This is a genomic window from Bradyrhizobium sp. USDA 3311 (genome assembly GCF_054062495.1).
The window spans coordinates 840,502-863,114 of sequence record NZ_JBSSFI010000001.1 but is presented as its reverse complement, the minus strand read 5'-3'; the positions used below and the strand labels follow the sequence as shown (position 1 = coordinate 863,114).

19 protein-coding genes are annotated in these 22,613 nt (G+C 65.3%); 9 read left to right on the top strand and 10 right to left on the bottom strand.

Translation table 11 applies throughout. The features are described from left to right. Positions 1–23: 23 nt before the first annotated feature. Both ACVWW6_RS04225 and ACVWW6_RS04220 read left to right on the top strand, forming a co-directional pair. The gene (locus tag ACVWW6_RS04225; RefSeq protein WP_456680181.1) at positions 24–965 is read left to right on the top strand and encodes a DMT family transporter; all 942 of its coding nucleotides are present in this window, start codon (positions 24–26) and stop codon (positions 963–965) included. 12 nt (positions 966–977) lie between these two features. Beyond that, positions 978–1,751: an MBL fold metallo-hydrolase gene (locus ACVWW6_RS04220; protein WP_456680180.1), complete on the top strand. Its 774-nt coding sequence runs from the start codon at positions 978–980 to the stop codon at positions 1,749–1,751. 115 nt (positions 1,752–1,866) lie between these two features. Here the strand turns inward: ACVWW6_RS04220 and ACVWW6_RS04215 are convergent, their stop codons facing one another. From ACVWW6_RS04215 to ACVWW6_RS04200, 4 genes are all read right to left on the bottom strand, one after another. Continuing rightward, entirely contained in the window at positions 1,867–2,637 is a 771-nt protein-coding gene (locus tag ACVWW6_RS04215) for a TIGR02186 family protein (RefSeq protein ID WP_456680179.1), read from the bottom strand. Beyond that, positions 2,634–3,551 carry a sulfite exporter TauE/SafE family protein gene (locus ACVWW6_RS04210; RefSeq protein WP_028172821.1) on the bottom strand — a complete coding sequence of 306 codons (918 nt, stop codon included), beginning with the start codon at positions 3,549–3,551 and terminating at the stop codon, positions 2,634–2,636. The genes ACVWW6_RS04215 and ACVWW6_RS04210 overlap by 4 nt, the downstream gene beginning before the upstream one ends. A 315-nt stretch (positions 3,552–3,866) precedes the next feature. Beyond that, positions 3,867–7,304 (bottom strand): hypothetical protein, encoded by a 3,438-nt coding sequence (locus ACVWW6_RS04205; protein WP_456680178.1) that lies wholly within the window; start codon positions 7,302–7,304, stop codon positions 3,867–3,869. Positions 7,305–7,676: 372 nt separating this feature from the next. Next, complete coding sequence (locus ACVWW6_RS04200; protein ID WP_028172823.1) at positions 7,677–8,267, bottom strand: PadR family transcriptional regulator; 591 nt, start codon at positions 8,265–8,267, stop codon at positions 7,677–7,679. A 200-nt stretch (positions 8,268–8,467) separates the two neighbouring features. Here ACVWW6_RS04200 and ACVWW6_RS04195 point away from each other — a divergent pair, with 200 nt between their 5' ends. The 4 genes from ACVWW6_RS04195 to ACVWW6_RS04180 all read left to right on the top strand — a co-directional run bounded on the left by ACVWW6_RS04195 (position 8,468) and on the right by ACVWW6_RS04180 (position 14,273). Then, positions 8,468–8,851 carry a nuclear transport factor 2 family protein gene (locus ACVWW6_RS04195; protein ID WP_060909362.1) on the top strand — a complete coding sequence of 128 codons (384 nt, stop codon included), beginning with the start codon at positions 8,468–8,470 and terminating at the stop codon, positions 8,849–8,851. A gap of 118 nt (positions 8,852–8,969) precedes the next feature. Continuing rightward, positions 8,970–10,760 carry an acyl-CoA dehydrogenase C-terminal domain-containing protein gene (locus tag ACVWW6_RS04190; RefSeq protein ID WP_456680177.1) on the top strand — a complete coding sequence of 597 codons (1,791 nt, stop codon included), beginning with the start codon at positions 8,970–8,972 and terminating at the stop codon, positions 10,758–10,760. 70 nt (positions 10,761–10,830) lie between these two features. Further along, complete coding sequence (locus ACVWW6_RS04185) at positions 10,831–12,039, top strand: acetyl-CoA C-acetyltransferase (RefSeq protein ID WP_011083978.1); 1,209 nt, start codon at positions 10,831–10,833, stop codon at positions 12,037–12,039. A gap of 20 nt (positions 12,040–12,059) precedes the next feature. Next, complete coding sequence (locus tag ACVWW6_RS04180; RefSeq protein ID WP_456680176.1) at positions 12,060–14,273, top strand: FAD-dependent oxidoreductase; 2,214 nt, start codon at positions 12,060–12,062, stop codon at positions 14,271–14,273. A gap of 448 nt (positions 14,274–14,721) precedes the next feature. Here the strand turns inward: ACVWW6_RS04180 and ACVWW6_RS04175 are convergent, their stop codons facing one another. Then, positions 14,722–15,030, bottom strand: coding sequence for a hypothetical protein (locus ACVWW6_RS04175; RefSeq protein WP_456680175.1), 309 nt, complete (start codon positions 15,028–15,030; stop codon positions 14,722–14,724). A gap of 227 nt (positions 15,031–15,257) precedes the next feature. Next, a complete protein-coding gene (gene gstA, locus ACVWW6_RS04170; protein ID WP_011083981.1) occupies positions 15,258–15,872 on the bottom strand; it encodes a glutathione transferase GstA in 615 nt (204 codons plus the stop codon). Positions 15,873–15,998: 126 nt separating this feature from the next. On the opposite strand from gstA, the gene ACVWW6_RS04165 reads away from it, so the two are divergent. The 3 genes from ACVWW6_RS04165 (at position 15,999) to ACVWW6_RS04155 (ending at position 18,649) form a co-directional block, all read left to right on the top strand. Further along, positions 15,999–16,496 carry a MarR family winged helix-turn-helix transcriptional regulator gene (locus tag ACVWW6_RS04165; protein ID WP_011083982.1) on the top strand — a complete coding sequence of 166 codons (498 nt, stop codon included), beginning with the start codon at positions 15,999–16,001 and terminating at the stop codon, positions 16,494–16,496. A gap of 96 nt (positions 16,497–16,592) precedes the next feature. After that, complete coding sequence (locus ACVWW6_RS04160) at positions 16,593–17,963, top strand: glutamate--cysteine ligase (protein WP_028173709.1); 1,371 nt, start codon at positions 16,593–16,595, stop codon at positions 17,961–17,963. A gap of 113 nt (positions 17,964–18,076) precedes the next feature. Further along, positions 18,077–18,649, top strand: coding sequence for a PAN domain-containing protein (locus ACVWW6_RS04155; RefSeq protein WP_028173708.1), 573 nt, complete (start codon positions 18,077–18,079; stop codon positions 18,647–18,649). Positions 18,650–18,773: 124 nt separating this feature from the next. On the opposite strand, the gene ACVWW6_RS04150 is transcribed toward ACVWW6_RS04155, so the two are convergent. The 4 genes from ACVWW6_RS04150 to ACVWW6_RS04135 form a co-directional block, all read right to left on the bottom strand. Next, positions 18,774–19,340, bottom strand: a complete 567-nt coding sequence (locus ACVWW6_RS04150) for a nucleotidyltransferase family protein (protein WP_456680174.1) — start codon at positions 19,338–19,340, stop codon at positions 18,774–18,776. A 22-nt stretch (positions 19,341–19,362) separates the two neighbouring features. Then, the gene (gene lepB / locus ACVWW6_RS04145; protein ID WP_456680173.1) at positions 19,363–20,142 is read right to left on the bottom strand and encodes a signal peptidase I; all 780 of its coding nucleotides are present in this window, start codon (positions 20,140–20,142) and stop codon (positions 19,363–19,365) included. Continuing rightward, entirely contained in the window at positions 20,139–21,566 is a 1,428-nt protein-coding gene (gene tldD / locus ACVWW6_RS04140; RefSeq protein ID WP_271556921.1) for a metalloprotease TldD, read from the bottom strand. Before tldD ends, lepB begins: the two co-directional genes overlap by 4 nt. A gap of 101 nt (positions 21,567–21,667) precedes the next feature. Further along, on the bottom strand, positions 21,668–22,201 hold the full coding sequence (locus tag ACVWW6_RS04135) for an invasion associated locus B family protein (RefSeq protein ID WP_028173706.1): 534 nt from the start codon (positions 22,199–22,201) through the stop codon (positions 21,668–21,670). Between the last annotated feature and the right edge of the window lie 412 nt (positions 22,202–22,613).

Below are 22,613 nucleotides of genomic sequence, written 5' to 3'. Positions count from 1 at the left end.
AGAAAACATCCGAGAATGCCCTCATGTCGCTCGCCCCCTCGATTCCCGTTCCCCGCAGCCGCTTCAACACGCTGCCGCTCGCTATCGGCCTGTTCTGCCTGCTCTGGAGCTATGCCTTCGTCGCCGGTAAGATCGGCGTCACCCATTGTCCGCCCCTGATCCTGCTCGCCGCGCGCTTCTCGCTCGCCGGCATTTTGATCCTCGGTGCGACGCTGATCCGCGGCGACAGCTGGTCATTGTCCTGGCGCGATGCCGCGATCTTCGCCGTGCTCGGCATCGCCAACAACGCGCTCTATCTCGGCCTCGGCTACACCGGCCTGCAATCGGTCTCCGCCGGGCTCGGCGGCCTGATCGTGTCGGCCAATCCGGTGTTCACTGCGGCGCTCGCCGCATTGCTGCTTGGCGAAGGCATGACTTGGCGCAAGGCGAGCGGTCTTTTGCTCGGCGTCATCGGAGTGACGGCGATCGTCTGGCACCGCCTGTCGGTCGGCACCGATTCATGGCACGGCATCGTCTTCACGCTTGCCTCGCTTGCCTCCATCGTCCTCGGCACGATCCTCTTCAAGCTGCTCGCGCCGAAGGGAAGCCTGTGGATCGGCAACGGCGTGCAGAATCTCGCAGCGGGCATCGTGCTGACGCCGGTCGCGCTCACCTTCGCCGACGTCCACGCGATCAATGTCACCCCAAGCCTGATCGGCGCCTTCGCCTTCCTCGTGCTCGGCGGCTCGATCCTGGCCTACTGGCTCTGGTTTCATCTCCTGGAAGTGTGTGGCGCCACCGCTGCCAGCGCCTATCATTTCCTGATGCCGCCGCTCGGCATGCTGTTCGCCTTCCTCGTGCTCGGCGAGCATGTCGAGGCCCGCGACCTGCTCGGCATCATCCCGGTCGCACTCGGCATCTATCTGGTGACCCGGCCGGCCAAGTCGCCTTCGTCAAAGCCGCTTCCGTCAAAGGCCGCATCGTAAGGAAGGTTCATCATGCCCATCTCCATCACCCTGATCGGCGGCCCGACCGCGCTGATCGAGATCGACGGCTTCCGTCTCCTCACCGACCCGACCTTCGATGCGCCAGGCGCGTACCAGCTGCCGCATGTGAAGCTGGAGAAGACGATCGGGCCCGCGTTGACAGCCGATATGATCGGTCCGGTCGATGCGGTCCTGCTCAGCCACGACCAGCATTCGGACAATCTCGACAATTCCGGTCGCGAGTTTCTCAAACATGCGAAGCGCGTGCTGACGACAGAGGCCGGCGCCAGGCGCCTCGGCGGCCATGCCGAAGGCCTTGCGCCCTGGGCGACCTCGCATGTGAAGGATCGTGACGGCAATTCACTGACCATCACCGCGACGCCGGCGCGTCACGGTCCTGCCGGCATCGAGCCGCTGTCGGGCGATGTCATCGGCTTCGTGGTGTCCTCAAACCGCAAGGACACAAGCGCGGTCTATATCAGTGGCGACACCACCTGGTTCGACGGCGTTGCCGAGGTCGCCCGCCGCTTCAAATGCGGCGTGGTGCTGCCCTTTGCCGGCGCTGCGCAGACGCGCGGGCCGTTCCATCTCACCATGGACACCAACGACACCATCGAGACCGCACGGGCCTTTCCCGATGCGATGATCGTGCCGCTGCATACCGAAGGCTGGGCGCATTTCCGCCAGAACAGCGAGGACCTGCGCAAGACCTTCGACGTGCTCGGTTTCGGGACGCGATTGCGATTGCTGGAGCCGGGCGTGCCGACGGTGATCGAGGCGCCGTGATGGAGGTCGTCGTTCCGGGGCGACGCGAAGCGTCGAGCCCGGAATCCATTGCGCCGCCTACTCCGCCGATCGATGGATTCCGGGTTCGCGCTACGCGCGCCCCGGAATGACGGTCTCAATCCTTCCTGAACACGATCGACGCCATCCACCCCGTCATCAGCGCCATTGCCGCGGTGGCGAGGCCGTAGATCAGGCCGTTCTGTCGCGCGGTCGTCGCGACGAACTGCTCGAAACCGACCTTGACGATCTCGAAGGCGGTTTCGGTCCTGCCGATGAATGCGCCGCCCGCGAACAGCTTGATCTCGACCTCATAGGTGCCGATCGGCACCTCCGCCGGCAGCGGAATCCCGGTGCGGAACAGCGTCGGCGTCAGGAACGTCACGGCGCTCGCATCCTCGCGATAGAGGCCGCGCTGGGTGCGCAGGCGGATGAAGGCGGAGCGGAATGCGTCGTTCGGCACCACGTCGGCATAATCGCCGCTGACCCGCTGGGTCAGCCGCACGTTGTTCAGCCCGATCTGCTGCCGCCGTGCGATCTCGGGCGAGGTGATGACGTCGAACGGGCGGTTGGCGAACAGCGCCAGGTAGCTCGGCACCTGCAGGAACTGCCGGTAGTCGGTGTTGATCCAGATGCCGAAGGTGCGTTCTTTCCGCCGTGTCACCATGTCGGCGCGCGGGCCCATCACGGTGACCACGAGATCGTAAGCCGTGCGGTCCGCGGGCGTCGTGGCGTCCTTCTCGACCGAGCCGAACAGCACCAGCTCCTCGCCGGAATAATTCGGCGTCACCGTGACGCGGTGGTTGGAGACCGACACGATCAGCCGCTCGGCCCGCGCGGCGCTGCCGAGCAGCAGGACGAGAACGATTGCGAGCAGCGCGCGAATCATCCGCTCACTCCGAGCTCACGGATGGTGAAGAGATCCTCCGGCCGGATCACCAGCTCGATCGCAAAGCGGACGCCGACCGAGAGGATCAAGAGGCCCAGCAGCAAACGAAGCTGCTCGCCGCGGATCTTCTGGCCGGCACGTGCGCCGAACTGCGCGCCGGTGACGCCGCCGACCATCAGGATCAGCGCCAGGACGGCATCGACGAGGTGGTTGGTCACCGCATGCAGCATGGTTGCGAACAGCATGGTGACCAGGGTCAGGACCATCGACGTCCCGATCACCGTCGAGGTCGGCACTCGCAGCAGGTAGATCATGATCGGCACCAGGATGAAGCCGCCGCCGATGCCCATGATGGCGCCGATAAAGCCGATCATGGTGCCGACGATCAAGACGGGGATCACCGAGAGATAGATCTTCGAGCGCTTGAACCGCATCTTCAGCGGCAGGCCATGGATCCAGTTGTGCGTGCGCCGCGGCGGCACCGTGCCGCGCCGCGTCCGCATCAGGGCGCGCAGGCCTTCGGAGAACATCAGGCTGCCGACGGTGGTGAGCAGCACGACGTAGGACAGCGCGATCATCAGATCGAGCTGGCCGAGCGCGCGGAGCTGCGTGAAGGTCCACACCCCCAATGCTGTGCCGGTCACGCCGCCGCAGAGCAGCACGCTCGCCAGCGCCGGATCGATCGCGCGCCGCCGCCAGTAGGAGATCGCGCCGGAAAAGGAGGACGCCGCGATGTGGCTAGCGACCGAGGCGACCGCGACCGCCGGCGTGATGCCGATGAAGATCAACAGCGGCGTCATCAGGAAGCCGCCGCCGATCCCGAACATGCCGGAGACGAAGCCAACCGCAGCGCCCATCGCCAGCACCAGGAAGACGTTGACCGGAAGATCGGCGATCGGAAGGTAGAGCTGCATTGAACCACGCACCGGCCAGACGGATCGATTGCCGCGTCCCTCAATAGCGGAATTCGCTGTCGAGCGGATCAGGAATTTTGGGCGTGGTGAATGGGTGTGAGGAGTGTGATGAGATTGGGCGTGATCGTTGCGACAATGGAGGTGCGCTCCCTCCCCCGTTTGCGGGGGAGGGCTGGGGAGAGGGTGCCTCCGCAGTGAGACTCCCCAAGAGGATAAAGCCCTCACCCGGCGCTCTTGCGAGCGCCGACCTCTCCCGCAAGCGGGAGAGGTGCACCGAGCCCGTGGCCCGCTTGGTTCAATCTAATGCTATGCGGCTCAGTGCGCCGCTGACGCCGACCGCTTCGTCGCGACCGGCTTCGGCGCGGGCTTGGCGTTCGCCTGCGGCGCGCTGTCCCAGCCGCCGTTCGGGGCTGGGACGTTGACGGCATCGTCGGGCTGCGGTTCGGCGCTGAAAGTCTGGATCGCGAGCTTGGCGGCGGCGAGCGATTGCGGATCGAGGCGCTTGGCGACGTCATCGCGCTTGCCGGCGGCGTCCGCATCGCCCTGGGCGGCTGCCAGGCTGAACCATTTGTAGGACTCGGCGAGGTTCTGCTCGACGCCGATGCCGCGGGCATAGAGGATGCCGAGGTTGAACTGGCTGTCGGCGACGCCGCGGTCGGCCGCTTTCCGGAACCACTGCGCCGCGCTCTTGTAATTGGCACCGCGTCCGCCGCCGTCGGCATCGAGCACAGCGAGATTGTGCATCGCCTTGGCGTTGCCGCGCTCGGCGGCCTGCGTGTAGTAGCGGCGGGCGATGTCGGCGTCCTTCTTCACCCCGAGGCCCTTTTCGTAGAGCGTGCCGAGGCGGAAGGTTGCGGGCATCACGCCGGCCTGCGCCGCGCGGTCGTACCATTTCGCAGCTTCGTCGTAGTTCGCAGCGACGCCCTTGCCTTCGGCAAAGCGCACGGCGATCTCGTAGGCGGCGGTGGCATCGCCCTTCATCGCGGCGGTGCGCAAGCCTGGGCCGCCGATAGCGTCGGGCAGTTTCTCGCTCGGCGGCACCTGGACGAGGCCGAGTCGCGCGCGGCTGGCCCCCGACAGCGCGCCGGTGACGTCGCTGGCGGCAGGCGGTACGGCCGCCGGAGCGGGCGGGATTTCAACCGAGGCCGAGCCGCCGGAATTGGGAGTGGAAGCCGGCGCGGCATTGTTCTGGGATTGCCGTCCGATCGGCGTCGGCGAGGTCATCGAGGGCGTGACCTGCTCGGGTATGGCGGGCTTGGTCTCGACCGGAGGCGGCGAAGCCTGCGGCGCGGGCTGGCTCACCGAATTCTCCATCGCCTGCGGCGCCGGCGGCGCGCTGCCGCCATCGAGCAGGTTCATCGCCATCTTGAAGGTGCCGAGCACGATCACGACCACGCTCGCGCCGACCAGCAGCGAGCGGATCTTCGAGGTGATGGTTGAGGCGCCTTCCTGGCCCTTGTCCTTGGCGCGGGCGATTGCGGCCTTGGCGCCACGGGCCGGCTTCTCGGGCGGCTGCGCGGCGGCGGCCTGAGCGGCGCGGCGCGCGGCCGCGATGAAGCTCGACGACGACACCGGCTCCTTCGGAGCAGTGGGAATTCCGCTGATCGCGCTTTCGGACGCGGCGATGCGCTCCGACGGCGTGGCAGCGCGCCCGCCCGGCCGTGTGCCAGGCTCGAGCGGATGATCCGGCGGCAATTCCGGCGCCAACGCGGCGCGGGCGGGCGCCGTATGCGGCTCCAGGATTTCACTGATCGCGCGCGGCGGCAAGGGTGGTGCGGCTTGCGGTGCCGTCGGCGCCATCGGGACCGGCGGCGGAGCGGCAGGTGCCGCGGCGGCGTGGAATTCGCGCGGCGCGGCCACGAAGGCGGAATGCGCCGGCTGCTGCATGGCGGCCGGGTTCGGCAGCTCAGGCTTCGGATCGTATTTCGGCTGCTGCGCTTGCTGCCGAGCTTCGCGCGCCATCGGCGCGGGCTCCATGGGCGCAGCCATCGCCATCGGCATCGGCGCAGGGGCCGGCGGCGCGGTGCGCACCGCGCGCAGATCGCCCTCGATCATCGAGAGGCGATCGACGACGTGGCCGAGCGCGCTGTGAACGGCTTCGAGCGAGTCCTGGGTGCTGCGGTTGGTTTCGGCCTGGCTGAAGCGAATGTCGGAGAGCTCGCGCTTGACGAGATCGACCATGCCGGAATCGGGGGACGGCGCCGAACTGCGGCTCTCGGCGAGCGCGGAATAGGTCGCCTGCTGCCGTTCGAGATGGCGCAGGATGTCGTGCAGCCCGTCCTCGACGCGGCTGAGATTGGTGTTGCGCGGATCGGAGGCAGCTTCGATCCGCTCCAGCAGATAGGAGACGCGCTGTTCCAGATGCGCAAAGGTCGAGGCCGAATCGCTGCCGACCTGCATGCGGTCGAAACGATCCGACAGCGCACGGATTGCGGCCTCGAGGTGCTCGGTGCTCTCGGCGGGCTGAGGTCGCTCGCGCGTCTCCAGCGCGGCGGTGAGTGCCGCGATGCGCTGCTCGAGCACGGCAAAGCTGTCGCTCGGGCCGGACGAGCGGGTGATCTGGTCGACCTTGGACGACAACAGCTGCACGTCCTCGGACAGCCGTGCCAGCGCTTCGTTGGAGGCAACGTTGGAGACGATGCCGCGCAGCGCCGAGATCGCGCCTTCGAGCTGGCGCACCGTGGACGGATCGTCATTGGCGCGCAGGATCAGATCGAGCTTGGCGCCGAGATTGCGGATCGCCTCGTCATAGCCGGTGAGCTGCTCGGCCGGCGTCAGCGTGCGCAGCACCTGCTTGATGTCGGACAGCGCGTGCTCGATGCCTGACAGAACCTGGCCGTCGGTGCCGGACGAGCGGGTCTCGTCGATGCGACGGTGCAACGAACGGATTTCGTTTTCGATCGATTCGATCGCGCGGCGCGGCATCGCCTCGGTGATGGCGTGGCGGATCTCCGCGAGCTCGCTGCGGAAAGCGTTGATCGCCTGCTCGGTATTGTCGGGGCGCTGGAGCGACTCGATCTGGCTCGTGATCTTGAGCAGATGGCGCTCGAGCGACGAGAAATCCGGCCCCGGCTGCGGTGGCGGCGGAGCGTAGGCAGGCGCGGGTGGCGCCATCGGCGCGGCGAAAGGAGCTGCCGCGGGCGCAATCGACGGCGCGGCGCGCGGCGGCATCTGCCTGGGCGCAAAGCCGTCGAGCTCGCTCTGCCGCGCCGTGATCTCGGCGACGGCAACGTCGAACGAGGCGGGGCTCAGCGGCGGCGAACTGCGATAGACCTGCGCGGCCGCGCGCTCGACCGCATCGGCCTGGCGCTGGCGCGTCTCGACGGGTGCGGGCCGCGGAGCCTGAGGCGGCTGCGGTTGCAGCTGCTGCGGCTTTGAGATTTGCGACAGGCGCGCATCGAGCCGCGAGATCGCGTCGTTGAGCTGGCGTGCGACGCCCTGCTCGCGCGAGACCTCTTGTCGTGAAGAGTCCTGGCGAGGGGTGGGCTTCGAAATCCGTTCGATCTGCTGGGTGATCGCGTCGAGCCGCTGGTGGATGTCGGCGACTTCGCGGCTTTCCGGACTCGGTACCTGGTTCGGCATGTGTTGCGGACGCTGCTCGTAAGGTCCGCGAAAGTTTGGCGGGGCAGTTTCGCCGAGCGTGGAGTTCAGCCAATCGTTGAGTGACATGCCGGCTCTGCGCGCAGCAGCTTCGGCCCGCTCCCGGACGGAGGGATCGATGCCGTCAACACTCCACGATACGCGCGAATTCATGACTCTGTCCGGTTCCGACTTCGGCGCCCCACCCGGCGACTCCAGCCTTCCCACGCGTGCCGGTTGCAAAGACAATCGGATTTGGCGCGGGTCGTCTGCCTCGAAAACCGACTTTTGTCTGTTACGGTAAATAACGGGTTAAGGAACGCGGGCCCGGTGTCTTAAAGTTGGGCGGCGGGAACCCAATGAACTGAACCTCAGCTTTCGCCGCATAGTCGGAGCGCTCCCTCCCCCGCCTGCGGGGGAGGGCTGGGGAGAGGGTGCTTCCGCAATCGAGGATCCCCAAGAGGAGAAAGCCCTCACCGCGCCTTCGGCGCGACCTCTCCCGCAAGCGGGAGGAGGTGACGGGCACCGCCGCGGCCGATCTAGCCTTCAGCCCTTCCCCTCGCGCTTGCCGTCCTCCAGCGGCACCACCGTGCCCTTGCCGCTCATCGTCGACAGCGCCTCGAGTGTCTCTTCGCAAAAGTCGGCGACCATCTGCTCGTGGCGGGCGCCGAGGCGGAGCAGGAGCAGGTTGCCGAGATCGAGCCGGCCCTCCGCCGTGCCGTCCGGAAATCGCTTTTTCAGAATCCGCTCATAGTTGGCGTGGCGGTCGCGGTGGTGCTCCAGCCGGGCCATCAGGTCGGTGCGAAGGGGTTCGATATCGATGCTGTCGAGCGCATGCAGCCGAACCAGCAGATCGTCCTTGGTCGAGGCTGGCGTGCTTGGCCGCGCGGCCCAGTGCCGCAGCGCTGTTCTACCCTCGGGGGTGAGCGTATAAACCAGCTTGTTGGGCTTGCCGGATTGCACGACCTCGCGGCCCTGGATGTAGCCGCGGTCGCGCAGCTTGGAGAGCTCGCGGTAGATCTGCTGATGGTCGGCCTTCCAGAAGAAGCCGATCGAGGAATCGAACGTCTTGGCGAGCTCGTAACCCGTCATCGGACGTTCCGTCAGGCATGCGAGGATTGCGTCGCCCAGTGCCATGACACCGGCCTCCCTTCTTCGACCTTGACCAACCAGCTTGACTTTATGCGCATCTGCGCATATGCGTCAATGTGCATATGAGGCAGCTTCGGAGCGGGCCAAAGACCCGCCCCGAAGATCAAGCAAAATCAACCTCTTCGCTACTGTGCATGGGGTTGTTTTCGCGTTTTTTGCCCTGGCCTTTAGGGAGGCGCCCGAGAATGACCGGCCTCGATTCCTGGTACGGCTATATGAAGTCCCATGACCGCAAGGCGCTCTGGGACCTGCTCCATCCCGATGCCGTGTTCGAAAGCCCTGTGGTGCATTCGCCCCAGCGCGGCCGCGACATCACCTTCAAATATCTGTCGAGCGCCGAGAAGGTCCTCGGCGGTCCCGGCTTCACCTATGTCGGCGAGTGGACGAGCGCCAATGGCGCCGTCCTCGAGTTCAAGACCATGATCGACGGCATCGAGATCAATGGCGTCGACATCATCACTTTCGATTCCGAGGGACGCATCACGCATTTCAAGGTGATGGTGCGTCCGCTCAAGGCGATCAACATGCTGCACCGTCTGATGGCGGAGCAGCTTGCCGCCCCATCATGACCCTGCCCTGAGGTTGCAGAAGCAGCTAAGCTTGCTGGCAAAGGCTGCGCCGCAGGAATCACGCGAACATCGTCACTTCAAGCCCCAATGACTTCAAGGTACCTGCCGGGAGACCACCATGCCGATCTATAAAGCCCCCATCGAAGACGTGAATTTCCTGCTCAACGACGTCTTCCAGATCGATCGTTACGACAATCTGCCCGGCTTCTCCGATGCGTCCAGCGACGTGCGCGAGGCGATCCTGGGCGAAGCCGCCAAGCTCGCCGAAGAGGTGCTCCAGCCGCTCAACCGCGTCGGCGATCTCGAAGGCTGCAAGCGCGCCGATGACGGCAGTGTCACTACGCCGAAGGGCTTCAAGGACGCGTTCAAGCAGGTCGCCGAGGGCGGCTGGCTTGGCCTGTCGGCGCCGACCGAGTTCGGCGGGCAGGGCCTGCCGGTGACGCTCTCCCAGGCGGTCAACGAATTCCAGATCTCCGCCAACATGGCGTTCTCGATGTATGGTGGCCTCACCATGGGGGCGACCGCAGCCCTGATCGTGCACGGCAGCCCCGAGCAGAAGAAGACCTATGTGCCGAAGATGGTGGCGGGCGAATGGACCGGCACCATGAACCTGACCGAGCCGCATTGCGGCACCGATCTCGGCATGCTCCGCACCAAGGCGGTGCGCCAGCCCGACGGCAGCTTCAAGATCACGGGCACCAAGATCTTCATCTCCGCTGGTGAGCACGACCTTGCCGACAACATCATCCACCTCGTGCTCGCCCGCATTGAGGGCGCGCCTAGCGGCATCAAGGGCGTGTCGCTGTTCGTGGTGCCGAAATTCCTGGTGAATGCCGACGGTTCGGTCGGCGCCCGCAACGGCGTGGTCTGCGGCTCGATCGAGCACAAGATGGGCATCCACGGCAATTCCACCTGCGTGATGAACTACGACAGCGCCACCGGCTGGCTGATCGGCGAAGAGAACAAGGGCATGCAGGGCATGTTCGTGATGATGAACGAGGCCCGCCTCGGCGTCGCCGTGCAGGGTCTCGCGCAGTCCGAGGTCGCCTATCAGAACGCCGTCGCCTATGCCCGCGAGCGCATCCAGGGCCGTTCCCTGACCGGCACCAAGGCGCCGGACAAGCCGGCCGATCCGATCATCGTGCATCCCGACGTGCGCCGTACGCTGCTCTCGATCCGCGCCTTCAACGAGGCCGCGCGCGCCTTCGTGATGTGGACCGCTCTGAAGAGCGACGTTGCTCACCGGTCGGAGGATGCCAAGGACCGTCAGGCCGCCGACGACCATATGGGCCTGATGACGCCGGTGTTGAAGGGCTTCCTCACCGACTACGGCTTCGCCAACGCTGTGCAGGCGCAGCAGATGTATGGTGGCCACGGCTACATCGCCGAGCAGGGCATGGAGCAGTTCGTGCGCGATGCGCGTATTGCGATGATCTATGAAGGCGCCAACGGCATCCAGGCGCTCGACCTCGTCGGCCGCAAGCTGCCGCGCGACGGCGGCCGCGCCATCATGGCCTTCTTCGGCGAGGTCATGGCCTTCGCCAAGGAGAACGGCGGCGACGAGGCGCTAAAACCCTTCATCACCCCGCTCTCGGCTTCGCTCGGCCATCTCCAGCAGGCCACCACCTGGCTGATGCAGAATGCGATGATGAAGCCGGACAATGCGGGTGCTGCCGCAACCGATTACCTGCATCTCTTCGGCTTCGTCGCGCTCGGCTACATGTGGGCGAAGATGGCCAAGGTGACCAATGCCAAGATTGCCGAGAGCGGGGCGACGCCCTATCTCTCGACCAAGCTCGTCACCGGTCGCTTCTTCATGGAGCGGATGTTGCCGGAGACCGCGGCCAATCTCGCGCGCATCCAGTCGGGCTGCGCCACCATCATGGAACTGCCGGCAGAAGCGTTCTGAGCATTTTCGCTTCACCAATAATGCCGATCGCGTCGCGGTCGTAACCAATAGCTGCAATCAGGAGGCTCCCATGGCAGATGCCTACATCTACGACCACGTCCGAACCCCGCGCGGCCGCGGCAAGGCGGACGGCGCGCTGCACGAAGTTACCGCGCTGGCGCTCGCCGCGGTGCCGTTGAAGGCGCTGAAGGACCGCAACAACCTGCCGGAAGATTGCGTCGACGACGTCGTGCTCGGCGTGGTCGATCCCGTCGGTGAAGCAGGCAGCGACATCGCGCGTTTCGCCGCGCTGAAGGCGGGCCTCGGCGAAGCCGTGCCAGGCGTGCAGATCAGCCGCTTCTGCGCCTCCGGTCTCGATGCCGTGAACTTTGCGGCCGCGCAGGTGATGAGCGGTCAGCATGAGCTCGTCATCGGCGGCGGTGCCGAATCGATGAGCCGCGTCGGCATCGGCGCCTCCGGCGGCGCCTGGCCGATGGATCCCTCGATGGCGGTACCCGCCTATTTCATGCCGCAGGGCGTCTCGGCCGATCTGATCGCGACGAAGTACGGCTTCTCTCGTGACGACGTCGACGCTTACGCCGTGCAGAGCCAGCAGCGCGCCGGCAAGGCCTGGGACGAAGGCCGCTTCAACAAGTCGGTCGTGCCGGTGAAGGACATCAACGGCCTCACCATCCTCGCCAAGGACGAGCACATGCGTCCCTCGACGACGATGCAGTCGCTGGCGCAGCTTCAGCCGGCGTTCACGATGATGGCGCAGATGGGCGGCTTCGACGGCGTCGCGGTGCAGTCGCACCCCGAAATCGAGCGCGTCAATTACGTGCACCACGCCGGCAACTCGTCGGGCATCGTCGACGGCGCCGGCGCCGTGCTGCTCGGCAGCAAGGACGCGGGCAGCAAATACGGCCTGAAGCCGCGCGCAAAAATCCGCGCGTTTGCGAACATCGGCTCCGAGCCCGCGATGATGCTGACCGGTCCGGTCGACGTCACCGAGAAGCTGTTCGCGCGCTCCGGCATGAAGAAGTCGGACATCGATTTGTTCGAGCTCAACGAGGCCTTCGCCTCGGTCGTGCTGCGCTACATCCAGGCCTTCGATATCGACAACGCCAAGATCAACGTCAACGGCGGCGCGATCGCGCTCGGCCATCCGCTCGGCGCGACCGGCGCGATGATCCTCGGCACCGTGCTCGACGAGCTCGAGCGCACCAACAAGTCCACTGCCCTTGTGACGCTGTGCATCGGCGGCGGCATGGGCACCGCGACCATCATCGAGCGCGTCTAAGGCGAAGGGGAGCAACCAACATGGCTTACAAGAATTTCAAGGTTGAAACCGACGCCGACGGCATCGCGCTCGTCACCTGGGACATCCCGGGCCGTTCGATGAACGTGCTCGACGAGACCTCGACCAGCGAGCTCGATGCGATCGTCAAGGCAACCACCGCCGACGCCGCGGTGAAGGGCATCGTCATCACCTCGGCCAAGGAGGCGTTCTGCGCCGGCGCCGATCTGTCGATGCTCGAGGGCATGAACCAGGCCTACGCCAAGGTCTTCAGGGAGCAGGGCGAGACCGCCGCGAACCAGATGCTGTTCGAGCAGAGCCGGCGCTTCTCGCAGGTGCTGCGCTCGATCGAGACCTCCGGCAAGCCGTGGGCGGCCGCGATCAACGGCCTCGCGCTCGGCGGCGGTTTCGAGATCACGCTGTGCTGCCACTATCGTGTGGCAGCGGAAAATCCCAAGACGCGCCTCGGCCTGCCCGAGGTCAAGGTCGGCCTGTTCCCCGGCGCCGGAGGCACGCAGCGCGTGCCGCGCCTGGTGCCGCCGCAGGATGCGATGACCATTCTGCTCAAGGGCGATCCGGTCACGGTCGAGAAGGCCAAGGCACTCAATCTGATCCACGCCATCGTTCCGGCCGCTGATCTTATCAAGGCCGCGAAAGACTGGATCAAGGGCGGCGGTAAGGCCGTCGCGCCCTGGGACGAGAAGGGCTTCAAGCTGCCCGGCGGTCCGGTGTTCTCCAAGGCCGGCATGATGATGTTCCCGGCCGGCAACGCGATCTATCGCCGCGAGACCTACGACAACTATCCGGCCGCGCGCGCGATCATGAGCTGCGTCTATGAAGGCCTGCAGCTGCCGATCGACGCCGCGCTGCGGGTCGAGTCGCGCTACTTCACCTCGGTGCTGCGCTCCAAGGAAGCAGCCGCGATGATCCGCAGCCTGTTCCTGTCGATGCAGGAGCTCAACAAGGGCGCGCGTCGTCCGAAGGACGTGCCCGCAACCAAGGTGAAGAAGATCGCCGTGATCGGCGCCGGCTTCATGGGCGCGAGCGTCGGCTACGTCTCCGCGCGTGCCGGCCTCGACGTCGTCCTGATCGATCGCGACCAGGACAGCGCCGACAAGGGCAAGGCGCATGCGCAGAAGGTGATCGAGGAGCAGATCAAGAAGGGCCGCGCCAAGCCCAATGATGCCGAAGCGCTGCTCGCGCGCATCACGCCGACCGCGGACTATTCCACGCTCAAGGACGTCGACCTCGTCATCGAGGCCGTGTTCGAGGACCGCAAGGTCAAGGCGGAGACGTTCGCCAAGGCGCAGGAATATCTGAAGCCGGACGTGATCTTCGCGTCGAACACCTCGACGCTGCCGATCACCTCGCTCGCGGAAGCCTTCAAGGACCAGGGCAAGTTCGTCGGCATCCATTTCTTCTCGCCGGTCGAGAAGATGATGCTGGTCGAGATCATCCTCGGCAAGAACACCGGCGATGTCGCGCTTGCGACCGCGCTCGACTATGTCCGGCAGATCGGCAAGACGCCGATCGTGGTCAACGACAGCCGTGGCTTCTTCGCCAACCGTTGCGTCGGCCGCTACGTCGCCGAAGGCAACGAGATGTTCCTGGAAGGCGTGCCGCCGGCGATGATCGAGAACTGCGCCAAGATGGCCGGCATGCCGGTCGGCCCGCTCTCGCTGTCGGACGAAGTGGCGCTCGACCTCGGCCTCAAGATCATGAAGGCGACCGAAGCCGATCTCGGTCCGAACGCCATCAACCCCGATCAGAAGAAGCTGATGGTGGAGATGGTCGAGAAGCAGGGCCGACTCGGCCGCAAGAACAGCAAGGGCTTCTACGACTATCCCGAGAAGGGCAAGGGTCAGAAGAGCCTGTGGCCGGGCCTCTCGGCGCTCCAGCCGAAGCAGCTCGACCCCGACACGCTCGACGTCGAGGAACTGAAGCAGCGCTTCCTGGTGGTGCAGGCGGTGGAAGCCGCGCGCACGGTGGAGGACCACGTCATCACCGATCCGCGCGAAGCGGATGTCGGCTCGATCCTCGGCTTCGGCTTCGCGCCGTTCACCGGCGGCACGCTGTCCTACATCGACTTCATGGGCACGAAGAAGTTCGTCGAGCTCTGCCACAAGCTGGAAGCGAAATACGGCTCGCGCTTCACGCCGCCGAAGCTCCTTGAGGAGATGGCGGCGAAGGGCGAAACCTTCTACGGCCGCTTCGCGCCGAAGAAGGCGGCGGCCTGATCACCCAAGGCCATTTGAGAACAAAGGCCGGATCGTCGATCCGGCCTTTTTGTTTGGGGAGACGTCATCACGGTTGCGTCAGGAGGTTCCCGATCTGTGGAACCGGTCACAGAATTCGCGTAGGAACCGTGCCAGAGTCCCCGCTGCCGCGGTGTCGCGCAATTGTCATAGGCGCGCCAAAGCGGCGCCGTTCTTTTGCTCGGCCCTGGCACTAGTCTTGCTGCGGGTCAGGGTCACGAACCCGGTTGGGACGCTTGCCGATCCATCGGCGAGTTGAAGAGAAAATAAGAAAGTGTCCTTGATGAACTCCTTGGTGCTGCGGAAGACCGCGCTTGGCCGCGATCTCACCGCGAAATACACTGTTGCGCCCGCGAATGGCCGTCTCACGCCGCAACAAAAGCCGGCGCGCCTGCGCCGCAAGGGCCCGGTGCTTTGGGCAGCCTTGGCGTTACTTGTGCTCGCGGTGGATTTTCTGCTCGCCTGTCTCGCCTGGCTCGCCGTCGATTTCGTCATGGGATGAGACGTGGCGCGCGTGCAGCACATAGGCTGCCGCGAAATAGGCGAGCTGGCAGATGGCAAGACAGATGGCAATGACGATCACGCCCGCCATCATCCCGAATTCGTAAGCGCGCAGAATTATCGCCGAGAACACTGCGATCAACGGTGAGATCACAACCAGCGCCCAGATCTTGAAAACGCAACCTGTCGCGATTCCCACCAACGCACTTGCGACGATCAGGACGAAGGCAATCGTCAAGTTCAACTCCGATGAGAGCCCAAAAAATCTTCAAACAATTCAGCCAAGCTCGCCCGCTTTGCGAGTGCTGACAAGACAGCACTACTTACGTTTGGCGAACAGTAGTTCATAAGTCAAACTAAGGTACGATGATCCGGCGCAATGGGTCCGCTCCCGCGCCGCCGGCAGCAAATGAAGAAAGGCCGGGTCGTCGGTCCGGCCTTTCGCTGCTTGCGTCTTGCGAGCGCTTACTTTGCCTGCGCGAGGCCTTCCTTCCTCAGCGCCTCCTGCACCTGTGGCCGTGCCGCGACGCGGGTCTTGTAGGCGGTGAGGTTGGGCATCGCCGAAAGATCAAACTTCATCCGGTCGGCCCAGGTCAGCATCGTGAAGAGATAGCCGTCGGCAACCGTGAACTGCTTGCCCATCAGGTAGTCGCGGCCGGCGAGCTGGCTGTCGATGTATTTCAGCTTACCCATGACGCGGTCCTTGAAGAACGCCTTGGCCTCGTCGTTCAGCGCCGGCGCGAACATCGGGCCGAAGCTCTTGTGCACCTCCGAGGTGAGGAAGTTCAGCCATTCGAGCAGCTTGTAGCGCTCGGCGCTGCCGTGGGCCGGCGCCAGCGCCTTGGCAGAAGCCTGGTCGGCGATCATCTGGACAATCACCGGGCCTTCGGTCACGATCTCACCGCTGTCGAGCCCCAGCGCAGGGACCTGCCCCTTGGGGTTCAGCTTCAGATAATCCTCACCATTTTCGAGCTTCTTGGCCCGGATATCGACCTTGACCAGCTCGTAGGGCAGGCCGGCTTCGAGGAGTGCGATGTGGGGGGACAGGGAGCAGGCGCCGGGCGAGTAATAGAGTTTCATGGAATTTCCTCCTCTTGTTGCTTGGCTTGGGCGAATGAACGCCTACATGCAGCTGCATGCAATAGTCAAGATTGATGCAGGTGCATCGAGTAGGGTAAGAGACGGGCGACGAGTTTGAGCGGGACCATGAAACGCAAGCCATCGACCGAGGCAACCGCCGCCTGGATCCGCCTGATGCGGGTGCAGAGCCGCGTGCTCGACTGCGTCGAGCAGGACCTGAAGAAGGCGGGGTTCCCGCCGCTGGCCTGGTATGACGCGCTGCTCGAACTGTCCCGCGCGCCCTCCGGCGAGTTGCGGCCGGTGGAACTCGAACGGCAGATGCTGATCCCGCAATACTCCACCTCGCGCCTGATCGACCGCCTGGTCGATGAGGGCCTTGCCTCGCGGCGCGAATGCAAGATCGACAAGCGCGGACAGTTCGTCGAGATCACGGAAGCCGGCCGCGAGTTGCAGAAGCGGATGTGGAGTGCCTATTCCGCTGCGATCGAGAAATATGTCGGCTCGAAGCTGTCCGATGCCGATGCCGTCAAGCTCAGCGGCCTGCTCGACCGGCTGGGCTGCTCGTGCGGCGAGATGAAGCTTCCGCCCGTCGCCAACGTCAACGAAAGCACGCCGCCGCGATGATCGCGCGGCAAACCAGCACGTCCGCGCGCCCGTCGGTTCGCGGACCATCCCTGTCACCCGCGCATTCGGTCGAAGCGCTTTTGATTAGAGTTTGATATGGCGCGAGACCAGATCGATATGACGCCGTTGCAATCGCGCGACGAGCTCGTTGCGTGGTTCGAGGAAGGCTGCAAGGACCCGTCCGAATTCCGCATGGGCACCGAGCACGAGAAGACGCCTTTCACGCTTGAGGGGCACCGCCCGGTGCCTTACGAAGGCGCACGCGGCATCGGCGCGCTGCTCGAGGGCATGAAGCTCCTGCTCGGCTGGGAGCCGATCATGGAGAAGGGCAACATCATCGGCCTCTACGACGTCACCGGCGGCGGCGCGATCTCGCTCGAGCCGGGCGGACAGTTCGAGCTTTCCGGTGCGCCGGTCGAAAACGTGCACCAGACCCAGAGCGAGCTGATGGCGCATCTGGCGCAGGTGCGCGAGATCGCAGCGCCGCTCGGCATCGGCTTCCTCGGGCTCGGCATGACGCCGTCCTGGTCGCGCACCGACATCCCGGTGATGCCCAAGGGCCGCTACAAGATCATGACCAACTACATGCCGAAGGTCGGCCAGTACGGCCTCGACATGATGTACCGGACCTGTACGGTGCAGACCAATCTCGACTTCTCCTCCGAAGCCGACATGGTCAAGAAGCTGCGTGTGTCGCTCGCGCTCCAGCCGGTCGCAACCGCGCTGTTCGCAAATTCGCCGTTCACCGAAGGCAAGCCGAACGGCTTCCTCTCCTTCCGCTCCGAGATCTGGCGCGACACGGACAATGCGCGCGCGGGCATGATGCCCTGGGCGTTCGAGGACGGCATGGGCTTCGAGCGCTATGTCGACTACGCGCTCGACGTGCCCATGTATTTCGTCAAGCGCGGCGAAGACTACATCGACGTCTCGGGCTCCTCGTTCCGCGCCTTCTTCGACGGCCGCAACAACAATCTTCCCGGCGAGCGGCCGACATTGTCGGACTGGGCCAACCATCTCTCGACGATCTTCCCGGAAGTGCGGCTGAAGCGCTATCTCGAGATGCGCGGCTCCGACGGCGGACCGTGGGGCCGTCTGCCGGCGCTGCCGGCGTTCTGGGTCGGGCTGCTCTATGACGATGTGTCGCTCGATGCCGCCTGGGACATGGTGAAGCACTGGAGCGCGCATGAGCGTCAGGCCCTGCGCGACGACGTGCCGCGCTTCGGCTTCAAGGCGCGGATCAAGGACCGCTATCTGTTCGAGATCGCCAAGGAATGCCTCGTTCTGGCACATGCCGGCCTGCGCCGGCGCGGCCGGATCGACCAGCTCGGCCGCGACGAAACGCGGCATTTGGAGCCGCTCGACCGCATTATCGATTCCGGCCGCACGCCGGCCGAGGAAATGCTCGAGAAGTTCAACGGCCCCTGGAAGGGCTCCGTGGAACCGGCCTACGCGGAGTACGCGTTCTAGACCAACAGGCCAACGACCGGGACTTAAGCCGTTCATCGCCCATACAGGTTTGCGGCGATCAAATGACCGGCTGAAAAAACCTGAGCGTCGTCAATAACTCGAAAGCTGTTCTGATGGGGAAGGGCCGCCTGTCCGTCATGGCAAGGGTCTTGGCAAGCGTCGTGGCATGCGCCGCGCTGCTCTCGCTCGTGCTTGCGAGCTGGCCTGCGCGCGCCCAGACGGCATTCGACCGGCCCGGCGGTGACTATTTCAGCACGCCGGTCACATCTGGCGACCCCGAGGATTGCGCGCTGCTGTGCGAGCGCGACCGCCGTTGCCGCTCGTGGAGCTTCAGCTATCCCGACATCGACGGCGCCGCGGCGGTGTGCTGGCTCAAGAACACGGTGCCGCCGCGCGTGCCGGGCAATTGCTGCATCTCCGGTGTGCGCGGCGCCGGCGTGATCGAGCCGCGCGTCGAAGGCGTGGAGACCTCGATCGACCGCCCCGGTGGCGACCTGCGCAATTTTGAGCTCAAGGACGGCGAAGGCGAGGAGGCGTGCAAGGCCGCCTGCACGGCCGACAACAAATGCCGCGCCTTCACCTATGCCCGCCCCGGCTACACCGGCCGCGAAGCGCGGTGCTTCCTGAAAAAGGAAATCAAGCCACCGCGCCGCAAGGCGGGGTTCACGTCGGGCGTGGTGCGGTAGGATTTAGCTAACGTCGAATACACGGTCGTCATGCCCGGGCTTGTCCCGGGCATCCACGTCGTTTCTCCATCGCGGCTGCGCGTGGATGGCCGGGTCAAGCCCGGCCATGACGTGGCGAGGCATCTCACTCCGCCGCAATGACCGTGAGCTCCGGCCACAGCGCCTTCCATCGCGCGGCCTTCGCCGCGTAATTGGCAATGGAAAAATTCTGTGCCCGATTGGGCCGCACGATCAATCGCGCGACGTCGTCGAACCCGTGCGGCGCATAGACGTCGAAGCTCCCGCCCGCGGGTTGGATACCGAGCTGGGTATTCTCCGTCAGGAAGCGGTCGATGCCGTCGGTTGAACGCGTCAACGGCGGATAGGGCAGGCCGTGCTTGTCGGGGTACCACAGATGCACGCGCGCCTGATTGCGGATCTCGACCTTGACGCCGAGACGCGCCAGCCGTGCCTGCAGCTTGCGGATCACCGCGTCTTCCGCCTCCCACGACGTATCGGGATCGAAATAGAACACGTCGTAGTCGGCGATGCCGTGATCGACGGCGCGGCCCGTGAGCACGTTCCACACCGTCTGCACCAGGCAACCTGCGACCAGCCACGCATCCGGAAGGGCGAGCCGCGCGAGTTCGTCGATGATCGTAACGTTGACGGGATTTCTCAGCGCGAGCGCGAGGAATTCGTCGCGGTTCATTGTGAGGTGAGGAGACTTCCGGTCAATGCACGGCGGTGAAGAACCGCGCGAGGCGGAAACCGGACAGCCAGGTCCACACCGGCTGGCCGCGCATGCCGAGGTCCCAGGAGCCGAGCACGGCATCCGCGCGTCCGACCAGATTGTCGATCGGCAGCAGGCCGACGCCGCCGGAGCGCAGCGGCACGCGGCTGTCGGCGGAGTTGTCTCTGTTATCGCCGAGCACGAAGAGATGTCCGGCCGGCACCGTCACTTCCGGCGTGTTGTCGAGCGGGCCGTTGTCGCGCATCTTGAAGATCAGGTGCGAGACGCCGTTCGGCAGCGTCTCGACATAGCGGTAGGCAGGCTCGCTGCCGCCATTGTCGTCCTCGGCGGCGCCGATGCCGTCGGGCTTGAGCTCGGCGGGCCGGTCGTTGATGAAGAGCTGGCCCTGCCGCATCTGGATGCGGTCGCCGGGCAGACCCACCACGCGCTTGACCCAGGCCTGCGAGCGATCGCCGGGCCAGCGGAACACCACGACGTCGCCCTGCTTCGGCGTCTCCGCGAACACGCGGCCGCTCTCGGGCAGGTTGATCTGGATCGGCAGCGAGGAGGTGCCGTAGCCGTAGGGGAATTTCGAGGCGAGCAGGGCGTCGCCGATCAGCAGCGTCGGCTCCATCGAGCCCGACGGCACGTAAAACGGCTCGGCGAGCGCGCCCTTAGCGATGAACACCGCGGCGACGATGCCGGCGAGTTGCACCAGTTGCCCGCCCCAGCCGCTGCTCTTCCGCTTGGTGGCGGTCGCAGTCATCTTCTCAACACTCATGCGCCTGTTCCACCCACCGTAATGCGTTCCATCAGAAGCGACGGCTGGCCGACGCCAACCGGCACGCCCTGGCCGTTCTTGCCGCAGGTGCCGATGCCGGTATCGAGCGCGAGATCGTTGCCGATCATGCGGATGCGATGCAGGTCGGTCGGTCCGTTGCCGATCAGCATGGCGCCCTTCAGCGGGGCGCCGATCTTGCCGTTCTCGATCTTGTAGGCCTCGGTGCACTGAAACACGTATTTGCCCGAGGTGATGTCGACCTGGCCGCCGCCGAAATTCGCGGCGAAGACGCCGTTCTTCACCGACGCCAGGATCTCGGCCGGATCGCGATCGCCCGCGAGCATGTAGGTGTTGGTCATGCGCGGCATCGGCACATGGGCATAGCCCTGGCGGCGGCCGTTGCCGGTCGGCTTCATGTTCATCAGCCGCGCGTTCTGGCGGTCCTGCATGTAGCCGACCAGGATGCCGTCCTCGATCAGCACGGTGCGATTGGTCGGCGTGCCCTCGTCGTCGATCGAGAGCGAGCCGCGGCGCGAGGCAATAGTGCCGTCGTCGACCACGGTGACGCCCTTGGCCGCGACCTGCTGGCCCATCAGGCCGGCAAAGGCCGAGGTCCTCTTGCGGTTGAAGTCGCCTTCGAGCCCGTGGCCGACCGCTTCATGCAGCATCACGCCGGGCCAGCCTGCGCCAAGCACGACGTCCATCTCGCCGGCAGGGGCGGGAATGGACTCCAGGTTGACCAGCGCCTCGCGCAGCGCGCCGTCGGCGGCGTCGCGCCAGTTCTTGCTCTCGATGAATTCGGCATAGCCGGCGCGGCCGCCATAGCCCTTGCTGCCGCTCTCCTGGCGGTCGCCCTGGCCGGCGACGACGGAGATGTTGACACGCACCAGCGGGCGGATGTCGCGATAGCTCTCGCCGTCGGGCCGCAGGATCTCGACCACCTGCCAGGTTGCGCCCAGGCTGACGCTGACCTGCCGCACCCGCGGATCCTTGTCGCGCAGATAGGCGTCGATCTCGGCGAGCAGCTTGACTTTGGTCTCGAAGCCCGGCGCATCGAGCGGGTTGTCGTCGCCATAGAGGCGCACATTGGTATGCGGGGGAGGAGCCGAAAAGCTGCCGGAGTAGCCGCCGCGCACGGCCGCAACCGCGTCGGCGGCGCGAATCAGCGCCGGCAGCGACACGTCGGAGGAATGGGCGTAGCCGACCGCGTCGTCCTTGACGGCGCGCAGGCCAAAACCCTGGGAGGTGTCGTAGGTCGCCTGCTTCAGCCGCCCATTGTCGAACATCAGCGCTTCGGTCTGGCTGTACTCCAGGAACAGCTCGCCGTCGTCGGCGCCGGCAAGCCCGCGCGCGACCTCGTGGCGAACCTGGTCGCGGTCGAGATTGGCGCGGTCGAGCAGGGAGGTTGTGGCGGGATTGGTCATGTGTCCGTCCATTATCTGGAGATGTGGGGCAAGATAATGGTTTCAGACCAGTTCCGCGAGGGCGCGAAGCCTCACATTACGGAAACAATAGGTCCAGCTGCCTACGGCAGCTTGTCGTACCCCTCACCCAGTCCGTTCAGGCTGAGCGGGAAGCCGATGCCTTCTTCCGGCGTCTCGAAGATGATGAAGGTCGCGGTCTTGGCGGTGCGGAGCTGGCCGAGCAGCTTGTCGTCCATGACGACCTCGGCGACGCAGCCATTGGGCAGGCAGCGCACGAAGCCGGCGCGGCCGACGTCCTGATTGTCGAGCTTCAGCCCGAGGCCGGAGGGCAGCAGGACGCCGAGGGGGGCGACCACGCGCATCAGGCGGCTCTTCTGGTCGGCGGTCTTGAGCACGATCACGGTCAGGCCGGCATTGGAGCGGTCTTCGGCCACGACGCTCTGGATCAGGGCGCATTGCTCGGCCTGGGCGCCCGGCGGGGTGTCGCAGCGGATCTGCCAGTCGCCATGGACGGAGCGCACCGCGCCCTGCGCATGGGCGAGGCTGGGTAAAGCAAGGAGAAGGGCGGCGGCCAGAAGGCCGATCAGCGCGTTGAGGCTGCTATCCGGCCTTGCCATGCATCTCGAAAGCCCCATCGGGGTCGGTCCCTCTGCTCGCTTGGGTCGCTTGCGCGGGTGGACTGATACGGAAATGACGGCGTCTTGAAGGCAATTCCCAAGCAAATTCCGCGCCGCCGAGGCCGCCGCCGCCGGCACGAATCAGGTTCCTGTGCGGCCGTTCGCCTGTGCCTACAACGGGCAATTCCGCTGTCAAGCCGCAGCATCCCGGGAAACGGTATTTTTGTCTGATGTTACTAGGAAATATCTTGCGGGTGATCGCTGGCAGATGGGGTTCAAGACTGCATTGCGATAGATCAAGAATTATGGTTTGAGAAGCTTGATTTCGGCGTTCTAGCGATCTGGCCCCAATTCCTCTTAGAGGTATTCTTGAGTGGCGGTTTGTCAGACGGACGGATCGAATAAGCGTTTCCCGGAAATAGGGGGACGC

Bases quoted from the DNA above. Each gene is read 5' to 3' on its own strand.
- ACVWW6_RS04155 (WP_028173708.1), top strand. From the start codon at position 18,077: ATGGGGAAGGGCCGCCTGTCCGTCATGGCAAGGGTCTTGGCAAGCGTC.
- gstA (WP_011083981.1), bottom strand. From the start codon at position 15,872: ATGAAACTCTATTACTCGCCCGGCGCCTGCTCCCTGTCCCCCCACATC.
- ACVWW6_RS04190 (WP_456680177.1), top strand. From the start codon at position 8,970: ATGCCGATCTATAAAGCCCCCATCGAAGACGTGAATTTCCTGCTCAAC.
- ACVWW6_RS04205 (WP_456680178.1), bottom strand. From the start codon at position 7,304: ATGAATTCGCGCGTATCGTGGAGTGTTGACGGCATCGATCCCTCCGTC.
- ACVWW6_RS04210 (WP_028172821.1), bottom strand. From the start codon at position 3,551: ATGCAGCTCTACCTTCCGATCGCCGATCTTCCGGTCAACGTCTTCCTG.
- ACVWW6_RS04215 (WP_456680179.1), bottom strand. From the start codon at position 2,637: ATGATTCGCGCGCTGCTCGCAATCGTTCTCGTCCTGCTGCTCGGCAGC.
- ACVWW6_RS04200 (WP_028172823.1), bottom strand. From the start codon at position 8,267: ATGGCACTGGGCGACGCAATCCTCGCATGCCTGACGGAACGTCCGATG.
- ACVWW6_RS04135 (WP_028173706.1), bottom strand. From the start codon at position 22,201: ATGGGGCTTTCGAGATGCATGGCAAGGCCGGATAGCAGCCTCAACGCG.
- ACVWW6_RS04225 (WP_456680181.1), top strand. From the start codon at position 24: ATGTCGCTCGCCCCCTCGATTCCCGTTCCCCGCAGCCGCTTCAACACG.
- ACVWW6_RS04220 (WP_456680180.1), top strand. From the start codon at position 978: ATGCCCATCTCCATCACCCTGATCGGCGGCCCGACCGCGCTGATCGAG.
- lepB (WP_456680173.1), bottom strand. From the start codon at position 20,142: ATGAGTGTTGAGAAGATGACTGCGACCGCCACCAAGCGGAAGAGCAGC.
- ACVWW6_RS04150 (WP_456680174.1), bottom strand. From the start codon at position 19,340: ATGAACCGCGACGAATTCCTCGCGCTCGCGCTGAGAAATCCCGTCAAC.
- tldD (WP_271556921.1), bottom strand. From the start codon at position 21,566: ATGACCAATCCCGCCACAACCTCCCTGCTCGACCGCGCCAATCTCGAC.
- ACVWW6_RS04195 (WP_060909362.1), top strand. From the start codon at position 8,468: ATGACCGGCCTCGATTCCTGGTACGGCTATATGAAGTCCCATGACCGC.
- ACVWW6_RS04180 (WP_456680176.1), top strand. From the start codon at position 12,060: ATGGCTTACAAGAATTTCAAGGTTGAAACCGACGCCGACGGCATCGCG.
- ACVWW6_RS04165 (WP_011083982.1), top strand. From the start codon at position 15,999: ATGAAACGCAAGCCATCGACCGAGGCAACCGCCGCCTGGATCCGCCTG.
- ACVWW6_RS04185 (WP_011083978.1), top strand. From the start codon at position 10,831: ATGGCAGATGCCTACATCTACGACCACGTCCGAACCCCGCGCGGCCGC.
- ACVWW6_RS04160 (WP_028173709.1), top strand. From the start codon at position 16,593: ATGGCGCGAGACCAGATCGATATGACGCCGTTGCAATCGCGCGACGAG.